Annotated in this window: 13 protein-coding genes; 8 read left to right on the plus strand and 5 right to left on the minus strand. The window is 70.2% G+C overall.

The window, feature by feature from the left end; all coding sequences use genetic code 11:
* Nucleotides 1-17 precede the first annotated feature (17 nt).
* Genes M3Q23_03140 through M3Q23_03160 form a run of 5 tightly spaced genes read left to right on the plus strand, consistent with a single transcriptional unit; the run spans nt 18 to nt 5,217 of the window.
* Nucleotides 18-1,388 (plus strand): aminotransferase class III-fold pyridoxal phosphate-dependent enzyme, encoded by a 1,371-nt coding sequence (locus M3Q23_03140; protein MDP9341106.1) that lies wholly within the window; start codon nt 18-20, stop codon nt 1,386-1,388.
* Nucleotides 1,385-2,104, plus strand: coding sequence for a type 1 glutamine amidotransferase (locus M3Q23_03145; GenBank protein ID MDP9341107.1), 720 nt, complete (start codon nt 1,385-1,387; stop codon nt 2,102-2,104). The genes M3Q23_03140 and M3Q23_03145 overlap by 4 nt, the downstream gene beginning before the upstream one ends.
* On the plus strand, nt 2,101-3,450 hold the full coding sequence (locus M3Q23_03150; GenBank protein MDP9341108.1) for an aminotransferase class III-fold pyridoxal phosphate-dependent enzyme: 1,350 nt from the start codon (nt 2,101-2,103) through the stop codon (nt 3,448-3,450). The genes M3Q23_03145 and M3Q23_03150 overlap by 4 nt, the downstream gene beginning before the upstream one ends.
* Nucleotides 3,447-4,745, plus strand: a complete 1,299-nt coding sequence (locus M3Q23_03155) for a glutamine synthetase family protein (protein MDP9341109.1) — start codon at nt 3,447-3,449, stop codon at nt 4,743-4,745. The genes M3Q23_03150 and M3Q23_03155 overlap by 4 nt, the downstream gene beginning before the upstream one ends.
* 25 nt (nt 4,746-4,770) lie before the next feature.
* Entirely contained in the window at nt 4,771-5,217 is a 447-nt protein-coding gene (locus M3Q23_03160) for a GNAT family N-acetyltransferase (protein ID MDP9341110.1), read from the plus strand.
* A gap of 3 nt (nt 5,218-5,220) precedes the next feature.
* Here the strand turns inward: M3Q23_03160 and M3Q23_03165 are convergent, their stop codons facing one another.
* Both M3Q23_03165 and M3Q23_03170 read right to left on the minus strand, forming a co-directional pair.
* Complete coding sequence (locus M3Q23_03165) at nt 5,221-6,702, minus strand: aldehyde dehydrogenase family protein (GenBank protein ID MDP9341111.1); 1,482 nt, start codon at nt 6,700-6,702, stop codon at nt 5,221-5,223.
* Between the two features lie 45 nt (nt 6,703-6,747).
* Complete coding sequence (locus M3Q23_03170; GenBank protein MDP9341112.1) at nt 6,748-8,295, minus strand: APC family permease; 1,548 nt, start codon at nt 8,293-8,295, stop codon at nt 6,748-6,750.
* Between the two features lie 127 nt (nt 8,296-8,422).
* Between M3Q23_03170 and M3Q23_03175 the strand changes: the two genes are divergently transcribed.
* A complete protein-coding gene (locus M3Q23_03175) occupies nt 8,423-9,658 on the plus strand; it encodes a PLP-dependent aminotransferase family protein (GenBank protein MDP9341113.1) in 1,236 nt (411 codons plus the stop codon).
* Here the strand turns inward: M3Q23_03175 and M3Q23_03180 are convergent.
* Both M3Q23_03180 and M3Q23_03185 read right to left on the minus strand, forming a co-directional pair.
* Complete coding sequence (locus M3Q23_03180) at nt 9,655-10,764, minus strand: IS630 family transposase (protein MDP9341114.1); 1,110 nt, start codon at nt 10,762-10,764, stop codon at nt 9,655-9,657. The genes M3Q23_03175 and M3Q23_03180 overlap by 4 nt on opposite strands.
* Before the next feature lie 60 nt (nt 10,765-10,824).
* Nucleotides 10,825-12,696 carry an ATP-binding protein gene (locus M3Q23_03185; GenBank protein MDP9341115.1) on the minus strand — a complete coding sequence of 624 codons (1,872 nt, stop codon included), beginning with the start codon at nt 12,694-12,696 and terminating at the stop codon, nt 10,825-10,827.
* A 131-nt stretch (nt 12,697-12,827) separates the two neighbouring features.
* Between M3Q23_03185 and M3Q23_03190 the strand changes: the two genes are divergently transcribed.
* Both M3Q23_03190 and M3Q23_03195 read left to right on the plus strand, forming a co-directional pair.
* Complete coding sequence (locus tag M3Q23_03190; GenBank protein MDP9341116.1) at nt 12,828-13,829, plus strand: alanine racemase; 1,002 nt, start codon at nt 12,828-12,830, stop codon at nt 13,827-13,829.
* A 106-nt stretch (nt 13,830-13,935) separates the two neighbouring features.
* Nucleotides 13,936-15,306 carry a TrpB-like pyridoxal phosphate-dependent enzyme gene (locus tag M3Q23_03195; protein MDP9341117.1) on the plus strand — a complete coding sequence of 457 codons (1,371 nt, stop codon included), beginning with the start codon at nt 13,936-13,938 and terminating at the stop codon, nt 15,304-15,306.
* Here the strand turns inward: M3Q23_03195 and M3Q23_03200 are convergent.
* Nucleotides 15,303-15,491 (minus strand): RNA polymerase subunit sigma-24 (locus tag M3Q23_03200; protein MDP9341118.1); only part of this gene is annotated, 189 nt, incomplete at its 5' end. The genes M3Q23_03195 and M3Q23_03200 overlap by 4 nt on opposite strands.

Here is a 15,491-nt window from a genome sequence, read left to right on the forward strand (position 1 = left end):
CCGGGCCAGGGGGTGAGATGGAGGCGCTGATCGCCAGCACCCAGACGCACGTGCTCCCGCTGGAGCTCGACCACCGCTACCCGGTGGTCGTCCGGGGCGAGGGCGCATGGGTCGAGGATTCGGCGGGGCGCCGGTACCTCGACGCGATGAGCGGTGGGTCGATGGCGGCCACGCTCGGCCACGGGCGCCCGGACATCATCGCGGCCGCCCGAGCCCAGGCCGAGCAGCTCTCGTACGTCCACAACGAACGGCTCACCAACCCGGCCCAGGAACGCCTGGCGCGGGAGCTCGTCGAGGTCGCGCCGGAGGGCTTCACGCGAGCGCGCTTCGTGACCAGCGGATCCGACGCCAACGAGATGGCCCTCCAGCTGGCCCGCAGCTACCACGTCGAACGTGGCGAGCCGGAGCGCTGGCAGGTGATCTCACCCGCCCAGGCCTACCACGGCCCGACCTTGGAGACCCTGGCGTTGACCGGGCGTCCGGGGCTCCAGGGACCCTTCGGGCCCTACTTCCCCCACCACCTGCACATCCCGCCCTCGACCTGGCTCTTCGACCCCACCGGCGAGGCGGCCCTCGAGGCCTTGGACCGGGCGCTGGACGAGGCCGGCCCGGGTACCGTCTCGGCGTTCTTCTGCGAGCCCATCAGCGCGGCGGCGCTTCCCGCCTCCACCCCGCCGAGGCGTTTCTGGGAGGGCCTGGCCGAGCGGCGTGCGCGGCACGGCTTCCTGGTCCTGTTCGACGAGGTCGTCACGGGCGTCGGCCGGACCGGGCACTGGTTCGCGGGGTCGGCGACCGCGTGTGCCCCCGACATCATCGCCACGGCGAAGGGGCTGGGCGCGGGATACACGGCCATCGGCGCGGTGCTGGTGCGTGACCACGTCTACGAGGCGATCGCCCGGGGGTCCCGGCGGTTCACGCTGGGGCACACCTGGGACGGCGCGCCGCTCGCGTGCGCGGTGGGGCTGGCCGTCCTTCACGCCATGCGCTCCGAGGGCCTCGTCGAGCACGTCCGGGAGCGGGGGGCAGCCCTCCGCGACGAGCTGGAATCGGCGCTGGGTGGCATCGCCATGGTCCGCGAGGTGCGGGGACACGGCTACCTGCTCGGCGTGTCGTTCGTGGACCCTCGCGACGGCGAGTCGCTCCTCCCCCGAGAGCTCCGGGTGGCCGCGCGGATCGACGACGCCGCGTTTGGCCGGGCCCTGATCACGCTCTCCACCCAGCCCACCCGCGACGGGTACGCGGGCGATCAGACGTTGTTCGCGCCACCGTTCACGACCACCGACGGCGACCTGGAGGAGATGGTGTCGCGGTTCGCCGGCGCGGTGCGGGAGGTGGCGGCCGAGGTCGACGCCGAGCTCGCCGCGACCTCCACCGGGGCGACGCGGTGAGACGGGCGGCCAACCCGGACGCTCCCAGCCTGCGGGCCGTGATCCTCCAGCACGAGGACCCCACGCCTCCTGGACACGTGACCGAGTGGCTCGACCAGCACGGCGCGGAGTCCGAGGTGTTCCGGATCGACCTGGAGGACCGCGAGCTCGATCCGACCGGCTACGACCTGATCGTCTCGCTCGGCTCCGAGTTCGCCGTCTATGACGACTCCCACGAGTTCGTCGGGCGTGAGGCACGGTTGATGCGAGCGGCCGTCGACGCGGACGTCCCCATCCTGGGCCTCTGCTTCGGGGGACAGATGCTGGCCCGGGTGCTGGACGGGGAGGTGTTCCGCGGCTCGGAGTCCGAGATCGGCTGGATGCCGGTGCGGACCCGCGACCCCGACCTGGTGCCGGAGGGGCCGTGGTTCCAGTGGCATTTCGACGTCATCCGGCCGCCCGCCGGCGCCGACGTCGTCGCCGAGACCGATCTGGGGGCGCAGGCCTTCGTGGCCGGCCGGAGCCTCGGCCTCCAGTTCCACCCCGAGGTGACGCCCCAGATCATGGACGAGTGGGTCCGTACGTATCGCCACGAGCTCGACGCGGAGGGCGTGGACCCCGATGCGCTGCTGGAGGAGACCAACCGGCGCGCGCAGGAATCCAAGCGAACGACCTGGCAGCTGTTCGAGCGCTTCTGGGACCGGATCGCCGGACTCGACCGGCGGGTCGCGACATGAAGGGGACCGTCCGCTCGGACGAGACCGCCGTGTTCCCCCGCTTCCTGGACCTGGAGTACCCGAACGTCGAGCGCGGCGAGGGCGTCTGGCTCACCACCACCGACGGGCGGCGCGTCCTCGACGCGTGCTCCGGCGGCGCCATGGTCACGTGCCTGGGGTACGGCGTCCCCGAGCTGATCGCGGCGGCCGAGGAGCAGGCCAACCGCATCGCGTACTTCTACAACCACCACTTCACCAGCGAGCCGCAGGAGCGGCTGGCGGACCGGGTCATCGAGGTGGTGGCGCCGGAGATGGCGCGGGTGCGGTTCGTGTCCGGCGGCTCGGAGGCCGTCGAGACCGCGCTGCAGGTGGCCCGAACCTACCAGGTGGACCGAGGCCAGCCCGACCGCTGGAGGGTCATCTCGCCGGCGCAGGCCTACCACGGCTCCACCATGGGGACCCTGGCGCTGAACGGGCGGCCGAGGTTCCAGGAACCGTACGGGCCGTATCTCGCTGATCACCTGCACATCCCGCCCTCGACGTGGCGGTTCGATCCCACCGGCGAGGCCGCGCTGGCGGAGCTGGACCGGCTGCTCGACCAGCACGGCGACACCGTGGCGGCGTTCCTCTGCGAGCCCGTGAGCGCTGCCGCGCTCCCCGGGTACTCGCCGCCCGAGCGGTTCTGGGAGGGGCTGGCCGAGCGCCGCGACGAACACGGGTTCCTGGTCTGCTTCGACGAGGTCGTCAGCGGCGTCGGGCGCGTGGGGACGTGGCTGGCCGCCCACCAGCTCCCCATCGAGCCCGACATCGTGGCGGTGGGGAAGGGGCTCGGCGCAGGCCACGCGCCGCTCGGAGCCGTGCTCTGCCGGCAGCACGTGTACGACGCCATCGATCAGGGGTCGCGCGAGTTCGACCTGGGGCACACGTGGGACGGCGCGCCGCTCTCGTCGGCCGTTGGATTGACGGTTCTCGACCTCATGGTCTCGCAGCGGCTGGTGGAACGGGTCCACGAGCGCGGGCCCTTGTTCCTGGCCGACGTCGAGAAGGCGTTGTCCGGATCGGACATCGTGCGGGAGGTCCGGGGACGCGGGTTCCTCGTGGGCGTGGAGCTCGTGGACCCGCGGGACGGCGAGTCCTTCCTCCCCGTCGAGATGGACGTGGCGGCGCTGGTCGACGACACCGCGTTCGAGCGCGGGCTGCTGGTCACCTCGACGCATCCCCAGGCCGACGGCTTCGCGGGCGACCAGGTCCTCCTGGCCCCCGCGTTTACCAGCACGGACGAGGAGCTGGCGCAGATGGTCGAACGCCTCGCGGCCACCCTCGAGGACGTCGAGGGTGCGGTCACGAAGGCGCTGGCGACGCCGTGACCGGCGCGGTGGCCGACCACCCGGAGTTCGTCCTCCTGGGGATCCCGGACGTCAACGGCTCGATCCGGGGCAAGGCCCTCCGCCCCGAGGCGTTCGAGGCAGCGCTCGAACACGGGACGGTGATGACCGACCTGATCCTCGGTCTGGACCCGGTGGACGCCCCCATCACCGACTACGAGCGCTTCGGGATCCGGACCGGGGCCGCGGACCTCGTCGTCCACCCCGACCCCGAGGCCCTGTACGGGCTCACGTGGCGACCCGGCTGGCGGGTGTGCCTGGCCACGCCGAGCTGGCCGGACGGACGCCCCTGTGAGTTGGCATCCCGGGAGGTGTTCCGGCGGGTCCTGGACGGAGTGGGGGAGCTCGGCTACGAGGTCCTGGCCGCCATCGAGTACGAGATCCGGCTGTGGGACGCGGCGGGGCAGCCGCTTTCGAGCGGCATCAGCTACAGCCTCACCGAGATCGGACGGTACGACGCGTTCGTCTCCCGGCTGGTCCCCGCGCTGGAGGGACTGGGGATCCAGCTCCTGGCGGTGCACACCGAGGCGGGGCCCGGCCTCCTCGAGGTGAACCTCGGAGCGCGCCGCGGGCTCGGCGCCGCGGATGACGCCGCGTTGCTGAAGTTCGCGGTGAAGGAGCTGGCGTCGTCGATGGGGTTGCGGGCGAGCTTCATGGCGAAGACGAATCCGGGCGAGGAGGGCTCCAGCGGGCACGTCCACATGTCGTGCTGGAGCGGCGACGCGAACGCGTTCGCGGGTGTGAACGCGGGCGACGAGCTGCCGTCACCGTTCAGCGCGGCCATCGCGGGCGTCGTGGACCACCTGCCCGCAGCCTCGCTCCTGCTCAACCCGACGGTGAACTCGTACAAGCGCCTCGTCCCGGGGTGGTTCGCGCCGATCAATGCCACCTGGGGGTACGAGAACCGCTCCTGCGCCGTTCGGGCCATCCGGTCGGAGAGGCCCGAGCTATGGCGCTTCGAGTGCCGCCGCCCCGGCGCGGACGCGAACCCCTACCTGGCCCTGGCGGCCGTGGCCGCATCGGCGGCCGACGGCATCCGTCGCCACCTGAAGCCCCCTCCACCGGTGGAGGGCGACGCCTACGACCGGCCCGATCTCCCGGCGCTCCCCGGCTCCCTCGAGTCGGCCCTCCAGGCCTTCCAGGCCGACGACGTGCTCCAGCAAGCCCTCGGCCAGGCCTTCAGTGACTACTACGTCACCAGCAGAGCCTGGGAGCTGAAAGCCTGGCGCGAGACCGTCACCGACTGGGAACGGGATCGGTACGAGCGTTCCGTCTAGCCGGGGCGACGTCCGGCTGCGTGACGTGAGGGACGAGGACCTCCCGATCTTCTTCGAGCACCAGCTCGACCCCGAGGCGACGAGGATGGCCGCTTTCGAGTCTCGAGACCGGGAGGCGTTCATGGCCCACTGGGCCAAGATCCTGCGCGACGAGACCGTCCTGGTGAAGACCGTGGTGGTCGACGGGGAGGTCGCGGGGAACGTCGTGAGCTTCGAAAGCCCGGTGACGGGCAAGCGAGAGATCGGCTACTGGATCGGACGGGAGCATTGGGGACGGGGCGTCGGTACCAGGGCGCTCTCGCAGTTCCTGGATCAGGAGGCGACGCGCCCGCTGTATGCGGGCGTCGCCACGCACAATGCCGCCTCCATCCGGATCCTCGAGAAGTGTGGATTCGTGCTCTGGGACGAGGATCTCGGCCCGTCGAACAAGCCCCCCGACGAGGTCGAGGAAGTGCTCCTGCGGCTGGAGTAGCGCCTACGACTCCGAGAAGAAGATGTTCTTCACCTCGGTGTACAGGTTCACGGCGTGCATGCCCATCTCCCTGCCGATGCCACTGCGCTTGTAGCCGCCGAAAGGCGCCTCGGTGTGCACGCTGTGTGACGAGTTCACGCTGATCACCCCGGTGCGGATGCCCTTCGACACGCGGATGGCCCTGCCGATGTCGCGGGTCCAGATGGACCCGGAAAGCCCGTACTGGGAGTCGTTGGCCAGGCGAATGGCTTCCTCCTCGGTGTCGAAGGGGATCACGCACACCACCGGGCCGAAGATCTCCTCCTGGGCCACCCGCATGTCGTTGCGCGCGTCGGCCAGCACGGCCGGCCGCAGGTAGAAGCCGTTCTCGCCCCCGGCCACGGTGGGCACATCTCCTCCGGTGACCAGCCGCGCGCCCTCCTTCTGGCCGAGCTCCAGGTAGTCGAGGGACGCCTGGCGCTGGCCGGCCGAGATCATCGGGCCGAGGTTGGTACCGTCGTCGAGCGGCGGGCCGACCCGTAGCTCCTCCGTCCGCCGGGACATGGCGTCCACGAACGAGTCGTACGCCGGCCGCTCCACGAACACCCGCGACCGGGCGCAGCAGTCCTGGCCCGTGTTCGCGAACACCGCCCACACCGACCGCTCCACGGCCTGGTCCATGTCCGCGTCCGCGAACACCACGTTCGCCGACTTGCCGCCCAGCTCCAGCGACACCCGGGTGATGTTCCGGGCCGCCATGGCCATGATCTTCGAGCCGACCTCCGTGGACCCGGTGAACCCCACCTTGGCCACGCGAGGATCCCCGACCAGGGCGTTCCCCACGGATGAGCCCGGGCCCGGCAACACCGACATGGCGTCGGGAGGCAGCCCCGCCTCCAGCAGCACGTCGGCCAGGCGCAGCACCGACAGCGGCGTGTACGACGCCGGCTTGACGATGATCGTGTTCCCGCACGCCAGCGCGGGGGCGATCTTCCACGTGGCGATCACGAGCGGGAAGTTCCAGGGCGTGATCAGCGCGCACACCCCGACGGGTTCGCGCAGCGTCACGTCGAGGCCGGGATCCTGGACCGGCACGGTCTCGCCGAAGATCTTGTTCGCGGCCCCGCCCCAGTACTCGAGCGTGTTGGCCACGATGCCGATCTCGTCCCGGGCGTCGCGGATGGGCTTGCCGACGTTCCGGGCCTCCACGCGTGCCAGGTCCTCGAGGCGCTCCCGGACCAGGAACGAGGCCCGCAGCAGCACGCGTCCCCGCTCGGTGGCCGACGTCCGCGGCCACGGTCCCTCCTCGAAGGCCCGCACCGCGACGTCGACCGCGCGCCGGGCGTCCTCGGGGCCGGCCTCGGCGACCTCCGCCATCGGCGCACCCGTCCCCGGCTCGATCACGCTGAACGTGGCGTTCTCGGCGGCGGGCGTGCGCTCCCCTCCCAGCACCAGCAGCTCGGCGGCCATGGTTTCTCCCCAGGCCGGGCTCCGGGTGGAGCCCACGACCGCCTCGATGCTAGCTCAGACCGATTGCGCCGGGCCCGAGAGCTACGTGCCGCCGGTCTCGGGTCCGATAGGCGCCGCCACCTGGGCCTCCAGCTCGGCCAGCAGGTCGGCTTCCGACTTGCCCCGCCGAGACTGCTGCGAGATCAAGTAGATGACGATGCCTGCCAGGACCGACACGCCGGTGATCGCGATCATCCAGTAGTTCCACTGGGACAGCTTCGGCCATCCCGGCGGGTACCAGGTCCCCGTGAAGATGAAGAACACCGCGAGGATGTTGACCACCGTGCCCACGGCGCCTGATGCGTACAGGACCCACATCGGAGCCCGGCGCGCCTCCTCGAACTTCACGGGGTTCGCCCGCTTGGCGAAGAAGACGTCCAGGAACAGCAGGGCTGTCGAGATGCACCAGACGATGGTGAGCCCCGCATACAGCGCGTAGAAGTACTTGTACGGGTCGCTGGTCCCGGCTCCGTAGACGAAGAAGACCAGTGCGGCGATGATCGACGCGATCACCGTCTGCACCAGGATGGCGTTCGCCGGAACCTTGTTCTTGTTCACCCTGCCGATCTGGTGGGGGAGCCGCTTCTCCAATCCCGACACGAACAACAGGCGGGCGAACGCGTAGTTGTAGACGACGGCCGCGGTCAGGAAGACCCACGCCAGGATCAACGCGACGATCACCCCCAGTGGCTTGCCCATCGCGGCACCCACCGACTGCGCGCCACCCGTGGTGCCGTTGAGCTTGTCGACCGGCACCGTGACCATGTTCCCCCACGTGGTCCACAGGTACGCAGCGACCACGATGATCGAGCCCCAGAACAGGTAGGTCCGGATGGCTCGCTCGCCGCCTCGAACTTCGACGCCCATGTTCATCGGCGTCTCGATGCCGAGTAACGCGAGGATGGCGAACGAGAAGAAGGTGAGGTTGTACGGGATGCCGAGCGCCGCGTTCCCCAGGTCCTTCCGGAATGGGTTCCATTCGGCCGCCGCGAACGAGTTCGAAACAGGGTGCCCCTTCAGGAGCCACACCACGCCCGACAGGCCGATCAGGAAGATGACAGCCCCGTAGAAGAAGAACTGGATGTTCACGTAGTTCTGGGTGACCCGGAGCTTGATCAGCGACATCGCCGCGCTGAACCAGATCACGGCGAGGACGACCAGGCCGAGCTGCCAGCCCTTGGTGAGGATGGCGTGGTCTCCGAACGCGGCCACCTGCTGGATGAAGTTCGCCACCAGGATGCCGGCGGCGACCAGCACCAGCGGTCCCGGCCACCAGGCCACGAAGCCCGCGAAGAACCCCCAGAAGGGCCCCAGGACCTTCTGGGTCCACACGTACAGTGACCCCTCCTCGGGGAACATCCGTCCGAGCTGCGCAGTGACGAACGCGCCGGTGATGAGGAACGTCGCGAACGCGACGAGCCAGAAGACGTACATGGATGGCCCGGCGAACTGGACGCCGGACGAGTTGTTGATGAACAGCACGATCGCGACGAAGACCACCACGAGGTCGAACGGGCCCAGCGTTCTCGCGACGAGGGCCGGTGCGATCCTCTCGGAGAGCATCACCTGCTCGTCGGGCTGTCTTGCCATCGGTCACCCCCTAGCCGAGTCTCGAACCCCAGTGCGGCTGGCGAGCCCGATAGCTCGTCGCCGCGAATCTTGCAACGGCGTGGGGCGACTGTCCAGTTGCGTCTCAGGTCAGCTAACGTTGCGGGCGATGGCACGCGCGGACCTCGGGATTGAGCAGCCTCCGGTCGAGGAGCAGGTGATCCGGTGGACCGACGCGTTCGCGGCCCGCACGCACGCCGACGTGGGTGGCGCGATCGCCGAGATCCTGGCTCAGTCCGGCGCGGCCGACGTGATCTCGTTCTCCGGCGGGTTTCCCGATCCGTCCACCTTCCCGGGTACGGTCCTGGCCGAGCTGCTTCGCGAGCTGATCGAGCTGGGGGACCCCTCGGCCTTCCAGTACGCGCCCACGCCCGGCCTGCCGGGACCGCGGGCCTTCATGGCGTCGCGACTGGAAACGCTGGAAGGGGCCGGGCCGGCCGACGACGAGCTCCTGATCACGAGCGGCGCCGTGGAGTGCCTGGAGCTGGTGGGGAAGTCGTTCCTGGATCCGGGCGACGTGGTCCTGGTGGAGGGACCCACCTACCTGGGGGCCATCATGGCCTTCCGGAGCTTCGAGGCCGAGGTCCGTGCGGTCGCCATCGACGACGAGGGGCTCGACGTGGAGGCCCTGGATTCGGCCGTCCGGCGGCGGCCACCCAAGTTCCTGTACACCATCCCGGACCACCAGAACCCGGCCGGGGTCAGCCTCTCGGTGGAGCGGCGTGCCGCCCTGGTGGGCCTGGCCCGACGCCACGGGTTCCTCGTCGTCGAGGACGTGGCCTATCGGGAGCTGGGGTTCGAGGGGGCGCGCCCGCCCAGCTTGTGGTCGCTCGGCCCCGACGTCGTCCTCCAGTGCGGGACGTTCTCCAAGACCTTCTTCCCCGGGGTCCGCCTTGGCTGGGCAGCCGGGCCGGTGGACATCGTGCAGCAGCTCACCGCGGCCAAGCAGCTGACGGACCAGTGCGCCTCGCCCCTGGCCCAGCGCCTGCTCGAGGAGTACGGTCGCCGCGGCCATCTCGATCGAGGGATCGCCGGCGCCCGCGATCTCTACGGACGGAGGTGCGCCCTGCTGATGGGTGCCCTGGAACGGAACATGCCCGAAAGGGTGGCATGGACCCGGCCTCGGGGCGGTTTCTTCTCCTGGCTCACGCTGCCGCCGGGTGCGGACTCGGTCGAGGTCGCCCGGCGGGCCGCGCAGGAAGGGGTCGCCGTCGTCCCGGGCCTGCCCTTCTACCCCGACGGACGGGGCTCCCGGAACGTTCGGCTGTCGTTCAGCAGGGTGGCCGACGGGGACATCGAGGACGGGGCGATCCGCCTCAGCGCAGCACTGAACGCGTTGGCCTAGTGGTCCGTCGGTGAATTGACCTGGGACAAGGCGGCCCGTCCCCGCTGGACCTTCTCGATCATTTCGCTCGCGGTCTTGTGCCATACGAACGGCTTGGGGTCGTCGTTCCAGTGCTCGGACCAGATAGCGATGGCCTCGATGAGATCGGGCACGCTGGTGAAGGTACCGCGGCGCAGGCGCTTGTCGGTCAGCTCCTTGAACCAGCGCTCCACCAGGTTCAGCCATGAGCTCGACGTTGGGGTGAAGTGCAGGTGCCACCGGGCGCGGCGGGGATGGGCCAGCCACGCGGTGATCTCAGGGGCCTTGTGGGCGGACAGGTTGTCCAGCACCACATGGATCTGCAGGCTCCGGGGGACGCTCGCGTCGATGTGCTTGAAGAACCGCAGGACGTCCGTGGCGGTGTGGTGGCTCTGGCAACCGGTCAGAACCTCGCCGGTTGCCACGTTGAGGGCCGCGAACAGGTCGGTCGTGCCGTGGCGGCGGTAGTCGTGGGTCATCGTGCGCGCCCGACCGGGACGCATCGGCAGGCTGGGCTGGGTGCGGTCCAGGGCTTGGCACTGGGTCTTCTCGTCGAAGCTGAACACGACCGCGCGCTCCGGCGGGTTCAGGTACAGACCGACCACGTCGACGAGCTTTCTCTCGAAGTCGGGGTCGTTGGAGATCTTGAACGTGTCGAGCTTCCACGGCTTGAGGTTGTGATCAGACCAGATCCGAGCGACGGCATCCTTGCCGATCCCAAGGCGGCGGGCCAGCGAGCGCGTCGTCCACTGCGTCGATCCATCACCGGGGGACTCTTGGCAGGTGATCCGAACGACCTCGGCCACCATGCCGGGCGGCAGGCCGGGCTTGCGTCCTCGCCCCTTCGCGATCGCACCGACCCCGGCGATCCCGCGCTCGACGAACCGGCTACGCCAGCGTCTGACCGCGTCGGAATCCACCCCCGAGCGCCGAGCGATCTCCTCGTTGCTCACCCCTTCGGACGCCAGCAGCAACGCCCTGGCTTGAACGACCGTGCGATGCGGCAACGCCGTCGATGCTGCCATCCGGACAAGCTCAGATCGTTGTTCCTCGGTGACCGGCAGCGCGAGCGCGATCGTGATTGGCATGCATTCAACACTACCAGACTATTTCACCGACAGACCACTAGCTCCGGCGCCTCGCGTGCTTCATGGGCGCACGGGCGGCCCGGCTTTCGGCAGCCACACCGAGAACGTGCTCCCGCGGCCCGGCTCGCTGTCCACCTCGATCCGTCCTCCCAGCGCCTCCGCCACCCGCGCCACCAGGTGGAGGCCGAGCCCGACCCCTTCCATGTGCCGGCCGTCGGGCGTGTCGAGCTGGCGGAACCGCTCGAACACCGTGGCCAGATGCTCCGGCGGGATGCCGACGCCCTGGTCGCGAACGTCGATGCGGATCTCCGCCCCCTCCGGGCGCGCTTCCAGCTGCACCGGCCCTTCCGAGTACTTCAGGGCGTTGTCCCCCAGGTTGAACAGGATCCGATACAGCAGCGTCCGGTCCGTGACCAGGTCGAGGCCGGCGGGACACGAGGTGTCGACGATCCGGGCCGGGGCCCGGAACCGCATGGTGTCGGCGACCTCCTCCAGGAACGGGGCCAGGTCCACGGGGACCAGGGCCATGGCGGGGTCGTCGCCGGCCAGCCGGGACTCCGCCAGCAGGTTCTCGAGCAGCTCGGCCAGGCGCTTGGCCTGCCGCTCCGCCACACCGAGGAGCTGGCGCCGCTGGTCGGCCGCCAGCATGTCGCCCAGCCGCGACACCGTGGCCACACTGCCGATGATGGCGGTGAGCGGCGTGCGGAGCTCGTGCGACACACCCGCCACGAACTCGTCCTTCAGCCGGTTCAGCCCCTCGAGCTCTTCCACCTGGTCGGCCAGGAGGCGGCGCTTCTCCGCCAGCTCCATGAGCAGGAACGCGGACGCCAGGTGCTGGCCGAACAGCTCGGCCCGGCGGGCGTCCTCGGGCAGGAACGGCGGTTCGGTGGCGAACCGGCGAAGGGTCAGCGCCACGTTCACCCGTTCCTCCACCAGCACCGGCACGGCCAGGACGTGCTCCGGGACGTCGGGAGTTCCGGGGATCACCTTGACCAGGTCCGCGTCGGTCTCGTCCTGGTTGGCGATGACGCTGTGCCCTTCCCGCACCGCCACGCCGGTCGCGCCGACCCCGAACGGGAACTCGTACGCCATGACCGCGTCGGCGACGGGGCCCGGCTCGGAGTGGTACAGGGGGCGGATCAGCCCCGCGTCGTGGTCGACCATCCAGATCGTGAGCGACTTGATGGGAACCACGAAGGCCAGGCGCTCCGCGACCAGCGGAAAGATGTCGCTGGACGCCGCGGCGGACGCGGCCCCGATGCGGCCCCCGACCTCCAGCAGCGAGCGTCGCAGCGCCACCTCTTCCTCCAGCTCCCTGCGGAGCTGATGCCTCTCGCGTTCCTCTTCCAGCCCGGCGATCTCCCGGACCAGCAGGACGTTCTCGACGGCGTTGGCGCCGACCATGGCGAACAGCCGGAGAACCTCGAAGCTGCGCACGTCGGGGATGGGACGGTCGATGTCCGAGTCCACCGATAGCAGCCCCAGCACCTCGCCCCGGGAGGTGCGCATCCGGACGATGCACATGTCCATGGGGTGCCAGTACCCGGGGCCGGGCCAGCCGTGGGCCGGGGTGTGGATGGCCCCCAGCTTGCCCAGGTCGACGTCGCGGTCGTGCGGGATGAAGGTGACGTCGGGGACGATCTCGTCGCCGTGCAAGAGGAGGTCGTCGAACGCGCCCCGTGGGGTGGAGGTCCCCATCAGCTCGGCCTCGCCTTCCCCCACCACGGCCCGGACCAGGTAGCGGTCCAGCTCGGCGTCGTAGAGGTTCAGGACGACCTCGAGCCCGAACGCGTCCTGGACGCCCTGCACGATCGCCGTGAGCACGGCGTCGAGGCCGCCGCCATGGGCAGCGGCGCCCGCCACGCGGGCCAGCGCCTCCAGCCGTGCGAGCTCCGGCTGTGGGTCCGCCAACTTCTCCGGTTGGGTCGCCACCGTGTTCCCCATCTCCCAGTATGAACAGATCGACCGGCCCGCCGAAACCCTTGAGCCCCGCTCACTCAGGCCGCGGTGGTCGAACTGCGCGTAGGCGCGGGCGAGGGCGACCGGTGGTAGCGTCCGCAACCTTGGGGGGCGCCAGGACGATCCACGAGCTTCGAACGCCCGCGTTGCTGGTCGACGCGGAGGCGTTCGACCACAACCTCTCGACGATGGCGGCGGCGCTTCCCGGACCGCGGCTCCGGCCCCACGTGAAGGCCCACAAGTCCACCGCGCTGGCTCGCAGGCAGGTGGAGGCTGGCCATCGTTCGTTCACCTGCGCCACCGTCCGCGAGGTGGAGGGGATGGCCGCGGCCGGCCTCGGCCAGGACCTGTTGCTGGCGAACGAGACCCTGGAGACCGAACGGCTGGCGGCGGTCCGGGACGCCGAGGTGATGCTGGCGGTCGATTCGGACGCCACGGTTGAGGCCGCGGCGGCGGGTCGCGTTCGTCGCGTGGTCATCGACGTGAACGTGGGGATGCCCCGGTGCGGCTGCCCGCCCGACGACGCGGGACGGCTGGCGGACCTGGCGCGAGCGAAGGGGCTGGAGGTTCGCGGCGTCATGGGCTACGAGGGGCACGTCGTCGGCCTGCCGAACCGCGCCACCCGAACGGCGATGACAGAGGATTCCATGAAGGCGTTGCTCCGGGCGCACGACGCGGTGGGAGGCGACCTGATCTCCGCGGGCGGCACCGGGACGTTCGACATCAACCCCTGGGCCACCGAGATCCAGGCCGGTTCGTACATCCTGATGGACAACGCGTACGCCGAGCTCGACCTCCCGTTCCGGCGGGCGCTGTCGATCCTCGCCACTGTCATCTCGGCGTGGCCCTCGCACGCCGTGGTGAACTGCGGCCTCAAGGCGCTGGGGATGGACCACGGCAACCCGACGATGGAGGACGGGCACCAGGTGTGGTTCGTGTCCGACGAACACATCACGTTCACCTCCGCCACCCAGGTGAAGGTCGGCGACCGGTTGCGCGTCCTGCCCGCCCACGTGGACCCCACCGTCGCGTACCACGAGCGCATGTTCGTCGTGGACGGCGAGACAGTCGTCGACGAGTGGCCGGTGGACCTCCGAGGCTGGTGAACGAGGCCGCAATCGTGTTTGACGGCATCGAGGGCTCCGGCGGATAGTCGCCGGTGCACCCGGGAAGTCGCCGGTGCACGGGAGGACGATCACAGGAGGTGCGGCGGTGAGCGATCGGATCGTGTTCAACCTGGGGCCCGACGACATCCCGACGGCCTGGTACAACATCCTCCCGGACCTCCCGGTCCCGCCGCTGCCGCCCCTGCACCCAGGCACCGGCGAGCCGGTCACGCCGGACCTGCTCGCGCCGCTGTTCCCGGAGTCGCTGATCCTCCAGGAGGTCTCCACGGAGCGGTGGATCGACATCCCGGGGCCGGTGATCGATGTGTACCGCCTGTGGCGGCCCACCCCCATGTACCGGGCCCGCCGCCTGGAGCAGGCCCTGCAGACTCCCGCCCGGATCTATTTCAAGTACGAGGGAGGCTCGCCGGCCGGCTCGCACAAGCCGAACACCGCGGTGCCCCAGGCCTACTACAACAAGGAAGCGGGCAGGAAGCGGCTGACCACCGAGACCGGCGCAGGGCAGTGGGGCTCCGCGCTGTCCATGGCCACCCAGTTCTTCGGGCTGGAGTGCCTCGTGTTCATGGTCAGGGCCTCCTTCGAGCAGAAGCCGTACCGGCGGATCTTCATGGAGACCTTCGGCGCGGAGGTCCGCCCCTCGCCGTCGTCCACCACGGAGTCCGGCAAGAAGATCCTGGAGCAGAACCCCAACTCCACCGGCTCGCTCGGCATCGCCATCAGCGAGGCCAGCGAGGTGGCCGCACAGGACCCGGACACGAGCTACTCGCTGGGGAGCGTGCTGAACCACGTACTGCTGCACCAGACGGTGATCGGGCTGGAGGCACAGAAGCAGATCGAGATGGCCGGCGAGCAGCCCGACGTGATCATCGGTTGCGTCGGTGGGGGCTCGAACTACGCCGGGTTCTCGTATCCGTTCATGGCCGACAAGCTCGCCGGGAAGTCGCAGGCCCGGTTCGTGGCGTGCGAGCCGACGGCGTGCCCCACGCTCACCCGCGGGAAGTTCGCCTACGACTTCGGGGACACCGCCGAGACCACGCCGCTGTTCCCCATGTACACGCTGGGGCACACGTTCGTGCCGGCGCCGGTGCACGCGGGCGGGCTCCGCTACCACGGCGACGCGCCCTCGCTCTCGCTGCTGGTCCGGGAAGGCCACATGGAGGCCAAGGCCTTCACCCAGAACCAGATCTTCGACGCGGCCGTGCAGTTCGCCCGGACCCAGGGCATCGTGCCGGCTCCCGAGCCGGCCCATGCCATCCGGCAGGTCATCGACGAGGCCATCGAGGCACGGGAGGCCGGGCAGGAGAAGGTCATCCTGTTCAACCTGTGCGGGCACGGGCATTTCGACATGCAGGCCTACGACGACTACATGAACGGCCGGCTCCCGGAGTTCGAGCTGTCGGAGGACGCGCTCACCGACGGCCTGGCCCACATCCCTCCGGTGGCGGTCCCCGGCTAGAGCGGCGGTTCCTCCCCAGTGCCCGGGGAACCGCCCACCTCGGCCAGGCGGCGTGCCAGGAAGCGGCGCTCGGCCGGATTCGTGGCCAGGTCGAGGGCCCGCCGGTAGGCGTCGGCGGCCTCGTCGCGGCGGTCCAGCCGCCGCAGCAGGTCCGCCCGGGTCGAGTGGAGCAGGTGGTACCGGTC

The sequence above is a fragment of the Actinomycetota bacterium genome, from assembly GCA_030774015.1.
In the GTDB taxonomy this organism is placed as follows: domain Bacteria; phylum Actinomycetota; class UBA4738; order UBA4738; family JACQTL01; genus JALYLZ01.